This is a genomic window from Hahella sp. CCB-MM4 (assembly GCF_002260525.1).
In the GTDB taxonomy this organism is placed as follows: Bacteria; Pseudomonadota; Gammaproteobacteria; order Pseudomonadales; family Oleiphilaceae; genus Hahella.
The window spans coordinates 38,100-55,140 of sequence record NZ_MRYI01000015.1 but is presented as its reverse complement, the minus strand read 5'-3'; the positions used below and the strand labels follow the sequence as shown (position 1 = coordinate 55,140).

The 17,041-nt window shown below is 51.6% G+C and carries 12 protein-coding genes; 10 read left to right on the top strand and 2 right to left on the bottom strand.

The window, feature by feature from the left end; genetic code table 11:
* The first annotated feature begins 73 nt into the window (after positions 1 to 73).
* The 6 genes from sucC to rluB all read left to right on the top strand — a co-directional run bounded on the left by sucC (position 74) and on the right by rluB (position 6,320).
* The gene (gene sucC, locus BTA51_RS21580; RefSeq protein ID WP_094711129.1) at positions 74 to 1,240 is read left to right on the top strand and encodes an ADP-forming succinate--CoA ligase subunit beta; all 1,167 of its coding nucleotides are present in this window, start codon (positions 74 to 76) and stop codon (positions 1,238 to 1,240) included.
* Entirely contained in the window at positions 1,240 to 2,115 is an 876-nt protein-coding gene (gene sucD, locus BTA51_RS21575) for a succinate--CoA ligase subunit alpha (RefSeq protein ID WP_094711127.1), read from the top strand. The genes sucC and sucD overlap by 1 nt, the downstream gene beginning before the upstream one ends.
* Positions 2,116 to 2,313: 198 nt before the next feature.
* Positions 2,314 to 3,528 (top strand): tryptophan--tRNA ligase, encoded by a 1,215-nt coding sequence (locus tag BTA51_RS21570; RefSeq protein WP_094711125.1) that lies wholly within the window; start codon positions 2,314 to 2,316, stop codon positions 3,526 to 3,528.
* 19 nt (positions 3,529 to 3,547) lie between these two features.
* Entirely contained in the window at positions 3,548 to 4,621 is a 1,074-nt protein-coding gene (locus BTA51_RS21565) for a ScpA family protein (RefSeq protein WP_094711123.1), read from the top strand.
* Positions 4,608 to 5,252, top strand: coding sequence for an SMC-Scp complex subunit ScpB (gene scpB / locus BTA51_RS21560; RefSeq protein ID WP_094711121.1), 645 nt, complete (start codon positions 4,608 to 4,610; stop codon positions 5,250 to 5,252). The genes BTA51_RS21565 and scpB overlap by 14 nt, the downstream gene beginning before the upstream one ends.
* A gap of 27 nt (positions 5,253 to 5,279) precedes the next feature.
* Positions 5,280 to 6,320, top strand: a complete 1,041-nt coding sequence (rluB, locus tag BTA51_RS21555; protein ID WP_246841124.1) for a 23S rRNA pseudouridine(2605) synthase RluB — start codon at positions 5,280 to 5,282, stop codon at positions 6,318 to 6,320.
* A gap of 96 nt (positions 6,321 to 6,416) precedes the next feature.
* On the opposite strand, the gene BTA51_RS21550 is transcribed toward rluB, so the two are convergent.
* A complete protein-coding gene (locus BTA51_RS21550; RefSeq protein WP_094711119.1) occupies positions 6,417 to 7,379 on the bottom strand; it encodes a GGDEF domain-containing protein in 963 nt (320 codons plus the stop codon).
* 378 nt (positions 7,380 to 7,757) lie between these two features.
* Positions 7,758 to 8,870, bottom strand: a complete 1,113-nt coding sequence (locus BTA51_RS21545; RefSeq protein ID WP_094711117.1) for an alkane 1-monooxygenase — start codon at positions 8,868 to 8,870, stop codon at positions 7,758 to 7,760.
* A 261-nt stretch (positions 8,871 to 9,131) separates the two neighbouring features.
* Between BTA51_RS21545 and BTA51_RS21540 the strand changes: the two genes are divergently transcribed.
* The 4 genes from BTA51_RS21540 to ligA all read left to right on the top strand — a co-directional run bounded on the left by BTA51_RS21540 (position 9,132) and on the right by ligA (position 17,031).
* Positions 9,132 to 9,803 carry a GntR family transcriptional regulator gene (locus BTA51_RS21540; protein ID WP_094711116.1) on the top strand — a complete coding sequence of 224 codons (672 nt, stop codon included), beginning with the start codon at positions 9,132 to 9,134 and terminating at the stop codon, positions 9,801 to 9,803.
* 168 nt (positions 9,804 to 9,971) lie between these two features.
* On the top strand, positions 9,972 to 13,469 hold the full coding sequence (gene smc / locus BTA51_RS21535) for a chromosome segregation protein SMC (RefSeq protein ID WP_094711114.1): 3,498 nt from the start codon (positions 9,972 to 9,974) through the stop codon (positions 13,467 to 13,469).
* Positions 13,470 to 13,641: 172 nt separating this feature from the next.
* A complete protein-coding gene (gene zipA, locus BTA51_RS21530) occupies positions 13,642 to 14,841 on the top strand; it encodes a cell division protein ZipA (RefSeq protein ID WP_094711112.1) in 1,200 nt (399 codons plus the stop codon).
* Positions 14,842 to 14,997: 156 nt separating this feature from the next.
* Positions 14,998 to 17,031, top strand: a complete 2,034-nt coding sequence (gene ligA / locus BTA51_RS21525; protein WP_094711110.1) for an NAD-dependent DNA ligase LigA — start codon at positions 14,998 to 15,000, stop codon at positions 17,029 to 17,031.
* Positions 17,032 to 17,041 lie beyond the last annotated feature (10 nt).

The window sequence follows — 17,041 nt, the reverse complement described above, 5'->3', positions numbered from 1 at the left end:
TCCATCCGGTGGCATCGCACAGGTGTTAGCCGGGTGGAAATCAGTCATAAGCTGACTTAAAGCGGAAATCGTTATGAATCTTCATGAGTATCAAGCTAAGCAACTCTTTGCGGAATACGGCCTGCCTGTTTCCAAGGGCTATGCCTGTGAATCGGCACAGGAAGCCATGTCTGCAGCCGACTCTATTGGTGGCGACCAGTGGGTTGTCAAAGCACAGGTCCACGCCGGTGGCCGTGGTAAGGCTGGCGGTGTAAAGCTGGTTTCTTCCAAAGAAGAAATCAAGGCTTTTGCGGAAAAATGGCTTGGTCAGAACCTGGTCACCTATCAGACAGATGAGAAAGGTCAGCCAGTTAACAAGATTCTGGTGGAATCCTGTACTGATATCGATCAGGAATTGTATCTGGGTGCGGTCGTTGACCGTGGTACCCGTCGTATCGTATTCATGGCGTCTACCGAAGGCGGTGTGGAAATCGAGAAAGTTGCGGAAGAAACTCCTGAGAAAATCCTGAAAGCGACAATCGATCCTTTGGCTGGTGCACAGCCATACCAAGGACGTGAGCTGGCGTTTGCACTGGGTCTTCAAGGCGACCAGGTTAAGCAGTTCACCAAAATTTTCCTCGGTCTGGCCAAACTGTTCCAAGACCTGGATCTGGCTCTGTTGGAAGTAAACCCGCTGGTGATCACCAAGCAGGGTAATCTGCACTGCCTGGACGCGAAAGTGAACGTGGACGGTAATGCTCTGTACCGTCAGCCAAAAATCCGCGAAATGCATGACCCTTCACAGGAAGATCCTCGTGAAGCTCACGCTGCCAAGTGGGAGCTGAACTATGTAGCTCTGGACGGTAACATCGGTTGCATGGTCAACGGTGCAGGTCTGGCGATGGGTACCATGGATATCGTCAAGTTGCACGGCGGTGCACCTGCCAACTTCCTGGACGTAGGCGGCGGCGCTACCAAAGAGCGTGTAACTGAAGCGTTCAAAATCATCCTGTCTGACGACAACGTTAAAGCGGTTCTGGTCAACATCTTCGGCGGTATCGTTCGTTGTGACCTGATTGCTGACGGCATCATCGGTGCGGTTGAAGAAGTAGGCGTGAAAATTCCAGTGGTTGTTCGTCTGGAAGGTAATAACGCAGAGCTGGGCGCCAAGAAACTGGCAGACAGCGGACTGAACATTATTGCGGCAGAAAGTCTTACTCATGCTGCTGAAGCCGTGGTCAAAGCAGCGGAGGGTAAATAATGAGTATTTTGATTGATAAGAACACCAAAGTTATCTGTCAGGGCTTTACCGGCTCCCAGGGAACTTTCCACTCCGAGCAGGCGATTGCCTATGGCACTCAGATGGTCGGCGGTGTCACTCCTGGTAAAGGTGGACAGACTCACCTTGGCCTGCCGGTATTCAATACCGTCAAGGAAGCCGTTGAAGCCACTGGTGCAGAAGCTTCTGTTATCTACGTTCCTGCGGCGTTCTGTAAGGACTCCATTCTGGAAGCAGCTAACTCCGGTATCAAACTGATCGTGTGTATCACTGAAGGCATTCCTACCCTGGATATGCTGGATGCCAAAGTGAAGTGCGATGAGCTGGGCGTACGCCTGATTGGTCCTAACTGCCCTGGTGTTATCACTCCTGGAGAGTGCAAAATCGGTATCATGCCTGGGCACATCCACAAGCCAGGTAAGGTCGGTATCGTTTCCCGTTCCGGTACCCTGACTTATGAAGCCGTTAAGCAGACCACTGACTTCGGTTTCGGTCAGTCTACCTGTGTCGGTATCGGTGGTGACCCGATTCCTGGTTCCAACTTCATCGATATTCTGGAAATGTTCCAGAAGGATGCTCAAACAGAAGCTATCGTGATGATCGGTGAAATTGGTGGTACTGCTGAAGAAGAAGCAGCAGAGTACATCAAGAACAACGTGACCAAGCCTGTTGTGTCTTACATCGCTGGTGTGACGGCTCCTGCCGGTAAGCGTATGGGCCACGCTGGTGCGATTATCGCGGGCGGCAAGGGTACTGCGGCTGAGAAGTTTGCAGCACTTGAAGATGCCGGCGTTAAGACTGTTCGCAGTCTGGCTGACATCGGTAAGGCTCTGGCAGAGATCACTGGCTGGAAATAATTCCCTCCGGTTATCGAAAAAGCCGCTATATGCGGCTTTTTTTGTGCCTGTCGTTTTCGCACAAGGTTCGTTTAACTCCTCGCCGATTGTGTTTATAATCCGCCCTTCAACCTACAACAATTGTGGCGCTGCACCCTCCGGATTCAAGCCGGATATCCGTGTAATAAAAGCTACTATGACAATCATCTGGGAGTTATTTTGGGATCTGTAGATTCGCAAAGTCGGGTTTTATCTGGTATGCGCCCGACCGGGAAGTTGCATCTTGGGCACTATCATGGCGTGCTGAAGAACTGGGTTAAGCTGCAGCACGAGTATGAATGTTTTTTCTTCGTCGCAGACTGGCACGCTCTTACCACCAACTACGATGATCCCTACGGCATCGAGCAATCTACCTGGGATATGGTGATTGACTGGCTGGCCGCCGGAGTCAATCCCGGGGCAGCAACGCTGTTTATTCAGTCCCGTGTTCCGGAACATGCTGAACTCCATCTTCTGTTGTCGATGATAACGCCTTTGGGGTGGCTCGAAAGGGTTCCCACCTACAAGGATCAGCAGGAGAAACTGAAAGAGAAAGACCTGGCGACCTACGGTTTCCTGGGGTACCCACTGCTGCAGAGTGCGGATATTTTGGTTTACCGGGCTGGACATGTACCCGTCGGGGCGGATCAGGTTTCCCATATTGAAATGACCCGTGAGGTGGCGCGTCGCTTCAACCACATATATGGTAAAGAAGCCGGCTTTGAAGAAAACGCTATTGCCGCCATCAAGAAGATGGGCAAGAAGGCCAGTAAGCTTTATGAGTCGCTGCGCAAGCGTTATCTGGAGCAAGGTGATGCAGAAGCACTGGAAACGGCTCGCGCGTTACTGCGTGATCAGCAGAATATATCGCTGGGTGATCGTGAGCGCCTGTTCGGTTACCTAGAGGGTGGCGGCAAGGTGATCCTGCCCGAGCCGCAGCCGTTATTGACCCCAGAGAGCAAAATGCCGGGGCTGGACGGACAGAAAATGTCCAAGTCCTATCACAACACCATTGGTCTACGTGAAGATCCGGATACGGTTGCAGAGAAAATCAAGACAATGCAAACCGACCCGCAGCGTGTTCGTCGCACCGATCCCGGAGATCCGGCCAAGTGCCCGGTTTGGCAGCTTCATGAAGTTTATTCCGATGAAAGCACCAAAGAATGGGTGCAGAGCGGGTGTCGTTCTGCCGGTATCGGTTGTATTGAATGTAAAAAGCCTGTGGCAGATGCCGTGATTGAAGAACAGCGTCCAATCCGGGAGCGTGCATTGCGCTACGAAGATGATCCTGGTCTTGTTCGCAGTATTATTGCTGAAGGTTGTGATAATGCCCGTGATGCGGCTAAATCCACTCTGGAAGAGGTCCGCAGTGCGATGGGTCTATCCTACGAATAACCTGCCCAGAAAAAACTGAATGACTGAGCAAAACCCTTCCGACAATCAACAGCAGCTCCCGCAACAGCAGGAACTGCCACTGGCGGTCGTTGAGGGTAAGCCGGTTACTGAGATCCCTCAGGATCTCTACATTCCTCCGGATGCACTCGAAGTTTTCCTGGAGTCCTTTGAGGGCCCCCTGGATCTCTTGCTTTACCTGATTCGTCGCCAGAACATGGATATCCTGAATATTGATGTGTCCGAAGTGACGCGTCAGTACATGGAATATATTCAAATCATGCAGGATATGAGGTTTGAGCTGGCGGCAGAGTATCTGGTGATGGCCGCAATGCTGGCGGAAATCAAATCACGCTTCCTGCTGCCCAGAAGAGAGTCAGAGGAAGAAGAGGAAGATGATCCCAGGGCAGAGTTGATTCGTCGGCTGCAGCAATATGAACGGTTCAAGACGGCAGCCGAAAATCTGGATGAGCTACCCCGGATGGATCGGGATTATGCCGAAGCTCAGCCCGAAGTGCCCAAGATTACCAAGGTCAAGAAACATCCGGACGTGGAGCTGGTGGAAGTGCTGCTGGCATTCAGGGAAGTGCTAAAGCGTTCCGAGTTATTCGAGCATCACCAGGTGGAACGGGAAAAGCTGTCCACCAGGGAGCGTATGACCCAGGTATTGGATCGGTTGTCGGCTGACCAATTTACCCGCTTTGTTGATCTGTTTAAGGCTGAAGAAGGGCGTCTGGGAGTGGTGGTCACTTTCCTGGCGGTGCTGGAGCTGGTGAAGGAATCGCTGGTGGAACTTGTTCAGACTGAAATATTCGGCGAAATTCATGTCCGTGCACGAGGGGATAAACTCGATACTGATGACCAGGTTGACGGGGATGAGTCTCCTGCTGATACGGTAGATGTCGAGAGTGCATTTGAAGAAGCCGTTCCTCATTCCATAGAAGCTGAAAACATGGATGAAGCTGATGGCATGGAAAAAGGCGAGAATGAGGACCAGGGAGCAGATAAGGATATAAGAGCAAATAAGGATGACGCCGCAATATCCGAAGACCAGGATCCGAGAGTAGAGTTAGAGGTTCAGAATGACCCTGAATAATGTCATCGAAGCCATCCTGCTGGCAGCTGAGAAACCGATGTCGGTGGATCAACTGGTGACACTGCTCGCCGAGGATGAGTTGAAACCCAGCCGGGATGATGTAAAGTCCGCCATTGCTGAAATTCAGCAGCGATATCAAGACGGGGTGATGAGCCTGGCTGAGGTAGCCAGTGGGTACCGATTTCAGATCGGCTCGGATTATGCTCCCTGGGTTGGACTGTTGCAGGAAGAACGGCCTCAAAGGTATTCCCGGGCTTTGTTGGAAACGCTGGCGATTATTGCATACCGGCAGCCAATCACCCGGGGAGATATTGAAGATATCCGTGGTGTGGCCGTCAGTACCCAGATCATGAAGACGCTTCAGGAACGGGAATGGGTGAGGGTCGTCGGTCATAAAGACGTTCCCGGTAAGCCTGCGCTATTTGCTACAACGCGACAGTTTCTGGATTATTTTAATCTGAGAAGTCTTGATCAATTGCCTCCACTGGCCGAAGTGAGAGATCTCGATGAAATTGGCCGTTCCCTCGAACTTAACCTCAATCTCGCAGGCAGCGATGATGCCGGGGAAGAAGAGGTTGCCAGTCAGGGAGCTGTCTCTCCCGAATTACCGCAAGACAAAACGCTTCACTAAATTTTTCTTTTTTAACTCAGGTGTTATATGCCGCAATCCGTTGATGAAAAACTGCAGAAAGTTATTGCCCGTCGTGGTGTTGGATCACGTCGACAGGTAGAAGAATGGATTTCGCAGGGGCGGGTGCGTGTTAACGGCCAGGTCGCCAAGCTCGGTGACAGGGTGTCCAACAGCGACAAGATCGTGGTGGACGGGCACCAAATTCCCGAGGAATCCTCTGAAGAAACACTGGTGCTTGTATACAACAAACCAGAAGGCGAAGTGACCAGCCGGCATGATCCTGAAGGCAGGCCCACAGTATTTCACCGTTTGCCCAGACCGGCCCAGGGCCGCTGGGTGGCTGTAGGCAGACTCGATATTAATACCAGTGGTTTGTTGATATTTACCACTGACGGCGAGCTGGCTAACAAGTTGATGCACCCCTCTTCGGAGATCGACAGGGAATATGCTGTTCGTGTCCTGGGTGAAGTGGACGAGGAAATGATCGGGCGCCTTAAGGAAGGTGTGTTTCTTGAAGATGGACCGGCACGTTTCAGTGATATCAGTGAAGCTGGAGGTACAGGGTCCAATCGCTGGTTCCATGTGGTGCTGCAGGAGGGCCGCAATAGAGAGGTTCGCAGACTGTGGGAATCCCAGGGGGTGACGGTCAGTCGGCTGAAGCGGGTGAGATACGGCTTCATATTTCTGCCGAGTCGCATCAAAGTGGGTGCTTGGGAGCTGTTATCGCAGAAGGACGTCAATGTCCTTTATGAGATGGCTGGATTGAAACCCAAAAAGCTGGTGGAACTTAAGCCTCAACAAAAGGTGAAGCTGAAGCGGCAAATGGAAAAGTCCGGACATCAAGTGAGAAAGCCTTCTTCGGCAAAGACATCAAAGACATCAAAGACATCAAGACCGTCTACGTCAAAGCCATCTAGTACATCAAGGTCGTCTAGTACATCCAAATCGTCTAATGCGTCAAAACCCTCGAATACATCAAGGCCATCAGGGCGCAGGAAGCCGGCGGACGGTTCTGCCGGATCAGTTAGACGGGCGCAGAAAGCGCGTTCCAAGCCGACAAAGCGTTAGTGTTACGCGAGTCTCTTTCTTCTATAGAGATATAAGATAAATATTGAGAAATAAAATAAGCCGGGTGGGGGGCGTAAGGCTCCCCTATCCAGTCAATTAGAAAGTGACTGGCCCGGTCGCTTCAATCGTTTGTTCCCGGAAATCCTGATAGTTGTCTGCAAGCACTGATTTGTTTCTGCCCAGGTGCTTGGCGCTATAGAGCGCGCGATCTGTCCTCTCCATTAAGCTCGCCCGGCTTTCATTCCCTTCATGGCAGGCAACTCCCAGGCTGATGCTGACATTGATCTTCTGTCCTTCGTAGCAGAAGACAGTGGAGGCTACCGCTTCGCGAATTCTCTCTGAAATGGTTAGAGCACCTGCGAGGCCTGTTTTCGGCAGCAGAAGAGCGAATTCTTCCCCGCCCAGACGGAATACCATATCAGTATCCCGACAGCTGTCCTCTACGACGGTTGTGAGTTGCTTGAGCACGGCATCTCCCGCACTGTGGCCGTAGGTATCGTTGATCGACTTGAAGAAATCCACGTCAAATATCAGTAAGGACAGCACAGATCCGTAACGACGGGCTTGGGCTACTTCCCGATGAATCTGGTAATCGAAAGAGCGCTTGTTAGCCACACCCGTTAACGCATCTGTCATGGCTGCGCTGATGGCTTCATGATATTGCAGGCTGTTTCTAAGCGGATAGATCAGGCATCCCATCAGGGCTTCCAGTGCTGCCAGCTCTTCTTCTGTAAACCGGCTGGCGCGCCTGAACTCGATCTGGCCTATGGGGTTTCCTTCCAGAGTGAGATTGTAACTGGCCGAGTGACGTGACTTTTCAACATCGCCGATAGACGTTTTAATCTGAGGCGAATCAAACTGGCAACGAAGTTCACCCAGCAAAGGTGCAACCCCTTCCAGAAACCAGGTAAGCAATTGTTCAGTATCCAGGGTGGTCTGTAGTTTGCGTACCAGGATAAGCGAAAGATCTTCCGTGTTCAGTGTGCGCGTACCTGGGCTTGGCGCAAGGGCCAACCTTGTACCCGCGGGCTTCCGACTGTCAGATCTTGAGTTAGGCATAAGTGCTCCTGAATTCACGCTTCGATACCAACTGGCTAAACTTCTGGTTCTCAATGCTCTTACAGCTATTTTCGTGCCAATTTTAAATGTTCAATTAAAACAATAAGGTAGAGATATTGCCGAAAGGTAAAGATTGCCGCTAAGACGGTTTGCTGGCGCTAATCAAGGAATATTTAAACCGGGTGACAAAAAAATGACGAACCTTCATTCACAGTTTTGACCACGACATAGTCAGGCTTTTGAGCAGGAAAGAGGTATCTGTAGACAGAATAAAAGCCGGAACCGGCGAGAGTGCTGGTCGAATTACCGGTTCCGGGAGGCCTGGAGCATGATCGCTGCGTTCAGGAGAGAGCGAATAGGGAGTTTTGCTATTGGCGGTTATGTGAGGTGGTGGAATTCATTCTCATAATAGGCTTCCACTCTTGGATTCATCACCTTGAACCAAAGAGGTGGGATCAGTGCCAATACAACCATGGCAGCATAGCCTGCCGGCAGTTGAGGGGCGCTTTCATAATGTCTCAACACCTGATATCGCCGCTTGGCGTTGGCATGATGATCAGAGTGTCTCTGCAGATGGAACAGGAACAGATTGGTCAGAAAGTAATTTGAATTCCAGGAGTGCTCTGGGGTGACTCTCTCAAACTTGCCGTTGTCTAATTGCCTGCGATGTAGTCCGTAGTGTTCCAGGTAGTTCACGATTTCAAGCAGTGTAAAGGCGATAAAGCTCTGGCCCAGGAAGAACAGACCCCCTTCGATTCCCCAGAAAAAGATACAGACCGCCAGCCATATCAGGCTGAGTCCATACCACCATATCAATTCATTCTGTAGAGAAAATGGTGAGCAGCCTTTCTTCTTCAGTCGCCTGCTTTCCAATTTCCAGGCGTTCAGAAAGTTATGCAGATAGGCATGGGGGAGAAACTGGTAAAGGGATTGGTTATAGCGGGCAGAAGACGCGTCCAGAGGTGTTGATACGTTGACGTGGTGACCTCTGAGGTGTTCCACCTTGAACCCTCCATAGAAAACCATGCTGAGCAGGATGCCGCCTGCATTTTTTTCCACGAAGGCATCTTTGTGAATCAGTTCATGAGCGACGGTAATGCCCAAAGCTCCAACCGTTCCGATAGAAAGAATCCAGCCGATTTTTCCGGCCAGGGAAAATTCGTTGGTTGAGAACACGTAGGCTCCCCACATTATGAGCACCAGGTAAAGCGGTACGGATCCCAGCGTGAGCCATTTATAGAACGGATCCTGCGACATAATTGGAGTATCAAGCTGTTCATCCGGATTGGTGGGGTCTTTCCCGATGATTAGATCAAGTATTGGAACCAAGCCGAACACGAACAGGAACGTCAGGTAGGGCGTCACGGTCTGGTCTCCCAAAAGTTTTCCAGCCAGATAGCTGCCATACGGGAGTGTTGCCGGGAGCAAGAACAGCAGGAAGCTCCATTTCTTTACATTTAGTGTGAGTTGCTGAGGTAGGTGGGTAAGCATGATGACATCTTCTTGTTTGAATTATTGTAGGAGTGTTAGATTGTAGGACAAGAAAATTGATGCGGTCAATAGTTAGCCAATTTTGCTGCGATGAACGGCCTGTCTTCTTCAAATGGTATGGGCAAGACCATGGAGGACATTGACTAGCGGGTAAATCTGGTGAAGTATCTGTGTAAGTATCAGGTAACCAGTTGATTTTGGCTGGCCACAACGATCAATATTTCCATTCACAGACAGATCCCTGCGTGGGACAGGTAAGGTATGAGGTTTCAAGCTCCAGAGAGTCTTGCTGAGCAGATCGCCCAGCATTTGGGCAGATTAATCATGGTAGGCACGCTCAAACCCCTTGAGCGGATTCAGGAGTTGAAGGTGGCCAGTGAGCTGGATGTCAGTCGAGGTTCGGTCAGAGAAGCTTTATTGATCCTGGAGCGTCGACATCTGATCGATATCTATCCGCGCAAAGGAGCCGTGGTGTCTGATCTCAGTCCTCATCAGGTCGCCTCTCTTTATGACATGTTTGCTGTCCTGCTGACCATGCTGGCCAGCAAGGTGGCCACCAGTTGGGAAGAAGCGGATTTAAAACCCATCACTGACCAGATCCAGAAAATTAATGGAATTATCCTGACAAAAGAGGCTTCGATTGAATCCGTCGTGGATAACTCGTTCGAATTGATGGATATGTGTATGGGGTTCTGTAATAACCCCTATCTGCAGGAAATCATGGAAAATCTGAGACCTTCGATCAGCCGAACCTATTATCTGGCCATGAGGTCACGCCGGGATGAATTGATGCAATCCCTGCATTTTTACGATGGTCTCCTGAAGTCGGTCAAAGCCCGGGATCTGTCGGGGCTCAAATTGGTCATAGACAGCTTTGCCGAACACCAGAAAGATCTGGTGTTGTCGGTTCTGGAAGATCGTTCTGCAGCCTGAAGCTCCTGATCAAGGCATGAGCGGACGGCTGTTGTGTTGTTTGCTGGTACCGGTACCGGATTTGGGCGGAGATGTAGGCAGAATAGTCGCTGGTCTGACCAATAGGAATCCGCTAAACTCCAGCCTCACGTTGTACGCAATTCTTTTTCTCATCCTTCAAGATCTGATATGAGACTGAAATCGATCAAGCTCGCCGGCTTCAAATCCTTTGTCGATCCGACAACAGTGCATTTCCCCAGTAACATGTCGGCGGTAGTCGGGCCGAATGGTTGCGGAAAATCCAACATTATTGACGCCGTCAGGTGGGTCATGGGGGAAAGCTCCGCCAAGCACCTGCGGGGTGAATCCATGGCGGATGTCATCTTTAACGGTTCCAACAGCCGTAAGCCGGTCGGACAAGCCTCAATCGAGCTGATATTCGACAATACCGGCGGCACGATCCAAGGGGAATTTGCTCGCTACAACGAAGTGTCTGTCAAACGCAGAGTGACCCGCGACGGACAATCTGTTTACTTCCTCAACAACAATAAGTGCCGAAAAAAAGATATCACTGACATATTTCTAGGGACAGGTCTGGGGCCCCGGAGCTATGCCATCATCGAGCAGGGAATGATTTCCCGTCTGATTGAATCCAAGCCGGAAGATCTGAGGATCTTTATAGAAGAGGCCGCCGGAATTTCCAAATACAAGGAGCGGCGCAAGGAAACCGAAAGCCGGATGAAGCGGACCCGGGAAAACCTTGACCGTCTGACGGACATCCGGGAAGAGCTTGACCGCCAGTTACAACACTTGCATCGCCAGGCCAAGGCCGCTGAACGCTATAAAGAACTGAAGAGCGAAGAGCGGCAGAAGAAGGCGCTCCTAAACAGCTTTAAGTGGAATCAGTTGGATAGGGAATCTTCTGAACTGGCCGTTTCCATTCGCGATCGTGAAGTGGAGCTTGAGCGTCTGTTGTACGAACGTACCAATGTAGACAGCCAGCTGGAAACCCTTCGCCAGGAACGCCATGAAGCCGGTGAAGCGGTGAACCAGGCCCAGGCAGATTATTACGGGACCGGCGCCGAAATCGCCAAGATCGAACAACAGATCAAGAGTGCCCGGGAAAGGGAAGAGCAGCTCAAAGCCGAACTTGATCAGTTGCAGCAGACCCTTTCTGAGCTGCGCGAAGAGCGCTCTCTGGAAGAAAGCCAACAGGCTGAAGTGGAAGAAGAGTTGCTCGAACTCGAACCGGAACTGGAAGAGCTGCTGATGCGCTCTGAGACCTCTGCTGATCAACTGGCCGAAGCAGAGGAAACCATGCAGCGCTGGCAGCATTCCTGGGATGAGTTTTCGCATCGTAACAATGATCTGCAGAAAACGGCTGAGATTGAGCAGTCCCGTATTCAGCAGGCAGAGAAACAGGTCCAGCAGCTTCAGGATCGCCGCAACAAACTACTCGATGAGCAAAGAGCCACGCAATCCCTGGGGGATTCCGAGTCCCTTGAAATGCTCAGGGAACAATTGCTTGAGCTGGAACTGCAGATTGAAGACCAAAATCAGGTTCATGACTCCCATCGTCAATCAGAGAAGGAATTGAGGGCGCGCTTGGATGAACTTTCCGATCAGCTCAATGAGATTCATACTCGTGAACAGACGCTAAAGGGAGAGCAGTCATCGTTACTGGCACTTCAGGCCAACGATGAAGCCAGTGTCAATGAAAGTGCTGCAAACTGGTTGCAGCAGGCAGGGTTTGATCAGGCCCCGATACTGTCCGACAGCCTCAAGGCTGACTCCCAATGGGAGGCGGCGGTGGAAACTCTGCTGCATGAACGAATTCAGGCCCGGGTGCTGAGTCCGGAGCAGCTGAAGAATGTTCGGCAACCTCCTGCACCGGGCGTTTGTCTGGTAGCGGATCATGTCTCGCCAAGTAACGTCTTCAGTCAGTTTTCCGGGGCGGCAGAGGGACAATGCCAAAGTTCTGTTGCCCAGTGGCTCGACGGAGCCAGGTCTTGTGACAGCTTTGAGAATGCCATATCCCGTCTCAATGAATTGGGAGAGAAAGAATATTTCGTGCTGCCGGATGGTAGTCGTGTCGCCCGATTCTGGATGCAGGGACCTCATGCGGAACATTCGACCGCCGGTGTTCTGACCCGCACCCGCCGGCTGGTGGAAATCGAAGAGCAGCTGGCGGAGATCAGCGATCGTACGGCGGAGGTCAGTGAGGCCAAGTCCGCTATACAGCTCAAGCTTGAAGATTTCGAATCCACGGCGGAAGAGCACCAGAAAACGCTGGTTGACCTCAATAAGCAGCAGTTACAGATCAAAGCGGAAATCAGTGCCAAGGAAGCCCGTCAGGAACAAATCGAACGGCGCCAGGCTCATATCGCCAGTGAAGTGGCACAAATAGATGAACAGCTGGCCGAAGAGAATGAAAATCTCCGGTTGAGCAGGGAAGTGTGGCAGCAGTCCCTGATGGAGCTGGAGGAGTGTGTCGAGCAGAAAGAATCCTTGCTCAATCAGCGCGACAGTGCCCGCCAGAGGTTGGATCACCTGCGCTCGCAAGCGCGCCAGGACCGTGAACAATCGCACCAGTTACAGTTACGTGTCAGTGCTCTGTCCACGCGTCGGGATTCTGTGCGTCAGGCACTGGAAAAAGGACTGGTGAACATCAAGCGTTCAGAAGACCGTCAACAGTGGGTTGAGGAGAATCTGAATACGCATCAGGCGCCGGAAGAGGATCTGCAGGAAAGACTGGAAGAACTTTTGGGCCTGCGTCTGGACCAGGAGCAGGTATTGGCCCGGCAAAGGGATCGGTTATCTGATCTGGAAAAATCCATGCAGGATGATGAGGTCCGTCGCCACCGCAACGAACAGTCAATACAGACCTTGCGTGGCCAGATCGAATCCATGCGTATGCAGCAGCGGGAAGCGGATATCCGCAAGAACACGTTACGTGACCAGCTGGCTGAAGAGGAACTTGATATCCAGCAGCTTTTGCCGATGCTGGCAGAAGAGGATACAGAGCAGGCATTACAGGACGAAATTGAGCAGATCGCGAATAAGATTAATCGGCTGGGCGCCATCAACCTGGCCGCCATTGACGAATATCAGGCTCAGTCAGAACGTAAGGTCTATCTGGACGGTCAATATGAGGACTTGCAGGAAGCTTTGGACACTCTGGAGACGGCCATCCGGAAAATCGACAAGGAGACCCGCAACAAGTTCAAGGAAACCTTTGATCAGGTCAACGAAGGTTTGCAGACTCTTTTCCCAAGGGTGTTCGGCGGCGGCCATGCCTATCTTGAACTGACGGGCGAAGATTTACTGGAAACCGGTGTGGCGATCATGGCACGCCCGCCTGGCAAAAAGAACAGCACTATTCATCTGTTGTCCGGTGGAGAAAAAGCGCTCACCGCAATTGCGTTGATCTTTTCTATCTTCCAGCTTAATCCTGCGCCGTTCTGTATGCTGGACGAGGTCGATGCGCCGTTGGACGATGCAAATGTCGGACGCTATGCCAGAATGGTGAAAGAGATGTCGGATCAAGTGCAGTTTATCTATATCACCCACAACAAGATCGCGATGGAAAAAGCCGATCATTTGATGGGGGTCACCATGCACGAGCCGGGGGTATCCCGCCTGGTATCTGTTGATGTGGAAGAGGCTGCGGCACTGGCTGAATTGTAGTCTTTTACGGCATTAGGTCTGAAGATGTAGGCCTGCTGACAAGAAAGACCGGCGCCCGAATTGTAATGGGGTCGGGAATTGAATAAATTATGTCGCCAGATACGATAAAAACAGGGCGATGCAAAGCCGATAGGCGATACTCAAAACCGCTTTTACCGAGGTAACTTAGGGAATGGATATTAGTTTACGAGAATGGCTCATTATTCTCGGTGTCCTTATTATAATTCTTGTCGTGCTGGACGGTGTTCGCCGTGCCCGGCGTGCCCGGCGCGACTCTATGGAAATTTCCCAGGGTATGGGGGGGAATTTCGAAAACACTCCACTCGATGATAACTTCAATCCTGAACTGCCCGGTGGCGGATTCAGGGTCGTTCGCAATGGCCGGGACACTTATTCTTCATATGATGACGAGAATCAGTCAGCCGACGATGAAAGCCTGGCTGAAAATGCGCATCAGATGGATGAGGATGAGCGCGAATGGGACGAACCCGTTTCCGAAGACGATTATCGGGACGAATCCAGGGCTTCTTATCGTTATGATTCCGAGAGCTATGGGCGCAATGAATCGGAGGACTATGAGCGTGACGAGGCCGACGAGCCTTATTATGCTGCGGAGCAAGAGCCCGAGTATTACAACGAAGAGCCTTTGAGAGCAGAGCCTCATTGGGAAGATGAGGAACCAGTTGAAGAAAGTGCGTCGCTGGATGAAAAATCCCCGATGGAAGAATATGCTTCTTCCGAGTCTGCTGATCCTTCAGAACTCCATGCAGAGGTCGAGGACAAGCCGGTCAGGAGCGAAGAGAAACACAATGATTTCAAAGATCGGTTCCTGAAGAAAATTACGTCCAATGTGGATGCTATCCAGGAAAGTCTTCAGCAGAAACATCAAAAGCACAAAAGCAAAAAGGTCAAAAGACAGGAATCACGCAAGTCAAAAGACTCGACGGAAGAAATCATTGTCGTCAACGTTTTGGCGAAAGCTCCCGAGGGATTTGAAGGTTCCAAGCTCAGGCATTTGGTGGAAGCTTGCGGGATGCAGCTCGGCGAAATGTCTATTTACCATCGCCACGAATATGATTTCGACAAAGGTCCGGTTCAATTCAGCATGGCGAATGCCGTCAAACCCGGCACCTTCGGGCGGGATATGGATGATACCACCACACCGGGCGTGAGCTTTTTTATCAGGCTTCCCGGGCCGGACGATAGCATGCAGGCATTCGACTATATGATCGAAACCGCCCAGTGCATTGTCAGGAACCTGGATGGCGAGCTTAAGGATGAAAACCTGAGCGTCATGACCAGTCAGACCATCGAACACTGCCGTCAACGGGTACGGGAATTCGAACGTAAGCAGCTGTCTTCCAAGGTTTAGTTCGACTTTCAAGATACTACTCAGGCTATCCAATGGGTAGCCCGGGCTTTGCAGATACAGCTCGGGCTATCAGGCTATAGCCCGGTTATCTGAGGTATCGCCAAGTTCAGAGATATCGCCAAATAAAGTGCAGACTTCCAAGTTTTAGGACCTTCCATGAGTCAAGATTTTCAAGCGGCTTCCGAGGAAGCCAACAGCCTTCGTACGGCTATTGAAGACCATAACTACCGCTACTATGTGCTGGATGATCCCAGTGTTCCCGATGCCGAATATGACCGCTTGATGCAACGTCTGCGGCAACTTGAAGCGCAATTCCCCGACTTGATCACGCCGGAATCGCCGACTCAGAGAGTCGGAGCAATGCCTTCTGACAGCTTTACCACGGTGGAGCACAGGCTTCCCATGCTGTCTCTGGATAATGCGTTTGAAGAGCAGGATCTGGTGGATTTTGATCGTCGTGTTCGAGACCGGCTGAAACGTGAAGAGGAAGTCACCTACTGTTGTGAACCGAAACTGGATGGTATTGCGATCAGTATCTGGTATGAAGACGGACGCCTGACTCGTGGTGTGACCCGGGGGGATGGGGCTTCCGGCGAAGACATTACGCAGAATGTCAAAACCGTCGCGAATATTCCGCTGAAGCTTCGTGGTGAAGGATATCCGAAGACCCTGGAGGTTCGGGGAGAGATCTATTTGCCTCGGGCCGCTTTTGATAGCTTCAACAAAAAAGCGTTGGAAAAAGGGGAAAAACCCTTTGTGAACCCCAGAAACGCGGCAGCAGGTAGCTTGCGTCAGCTGGATCCGCGAATTACCGCGACCCGCGCGTTGGAGATGTGCTGTTACAGTGTCGGCTTTGTGGAAGACGGAGAATTGCCGGGCTCCCATCGCCAGATTCTGGAAAAGCTGAAAGAGTGGGGGCTGAAGATCAATCCGTTGACGGAAGTGGTTACCGGAGCTGAAGCCTGTCTTGAATACTATCGAAGCATTCTCGAACAGCGTGACGGTCTGGCCTATGACATCGACGGGGTCGTGTTCAAAGTCAACGATCTAGAGCTGCAGCAGGAGCTTGGATTCGTTTCCCGTGCTCCGCGCTGGGCTATCGCCCATAAATTCCCCGCCCAGGAGGAAATGACCGTGTTGCAGGCCGTTGATTTTCAGGTCGGCAGAACCGGAGCGGTAACGCCTGTTGCCCGTCTGAATCCTGTGTTTGTCGGTGGAGTCACCGTCAGCAACGCCACTTTGCACAATATGGACGAAATCCGCCGGCTGGATCTGCATGTTGGAGATACAGTAGTCATTCGCCGTGCCGGTGACGTTATTCCCCAGGTGGTCAGCGTCGTAAAGGATAAACGACCCGAGAATGCCGCAGAGATAGAGCGGCCCGGGACCTGTCCGGTATGTGGATCGGATATTGTGCAGCTGGAAGGTGAAGCTGTGGCTCGCTGCTCGGGTGGCCTCTATTGCGCTGCCCAACAAAAAGAGGCGATTAAACATTTTGCTTCCCGTAAAGCCATGGATATCGACGGGCTGGGAGATAAGCTGGTCGATATTCTGATCGAGAAAGAGCTGATCAGTACACCCGCGTCACTGTTTACCCTTCGAGCCGCGGATATTGCGGCACTGGAAAGAATGGGGCAAAAGTCCGCCGAGAACCTGATCGCTGCGCTGGAAAAGGCGAAAGAGACCACCCTGCCTCGTTTTATCTTTGCCTTGGGAATCCGGGAAGTTGGAGAGGCCACGGCGAAGACTCTGGCAAACCATTTCGGGTCCTTGGATAAACTGCAACAGGCCAGTGTGGAAGAGCTTGAGGCTGTGCAGGATATCGGGCCCGTCAGTGCGGGTCATATCAAGAGCTTTTTCGAGCAATCCCATAACCTGGAAACCATCGAAGAATTGCGGGCACATGGTGTCCAATGGCCGGATATTGAGTTGGCCAGCCGTGAAGGACTTCCGCTGGATGGCCAATCCGTCGTGGTGACCGGCACACTGGAAAGCATGACCCGGGATGAAGCCAAGGACCTGTTGGTGGCATTGGGAGCCAAAGCCGCCGGTAGTGTCTCCGCCAAAACCAGCTTCCTGGTGGCGGGAGAAAAAGCAGGATCCAAACTGGCCAAAGCCGAACAACTGGGCGTGCAGGTCTATAACGAAGAGCAGTTTCTTGCCAAGGTAAAGGAATGGCAGGGAAGTTAAATTAGATCCC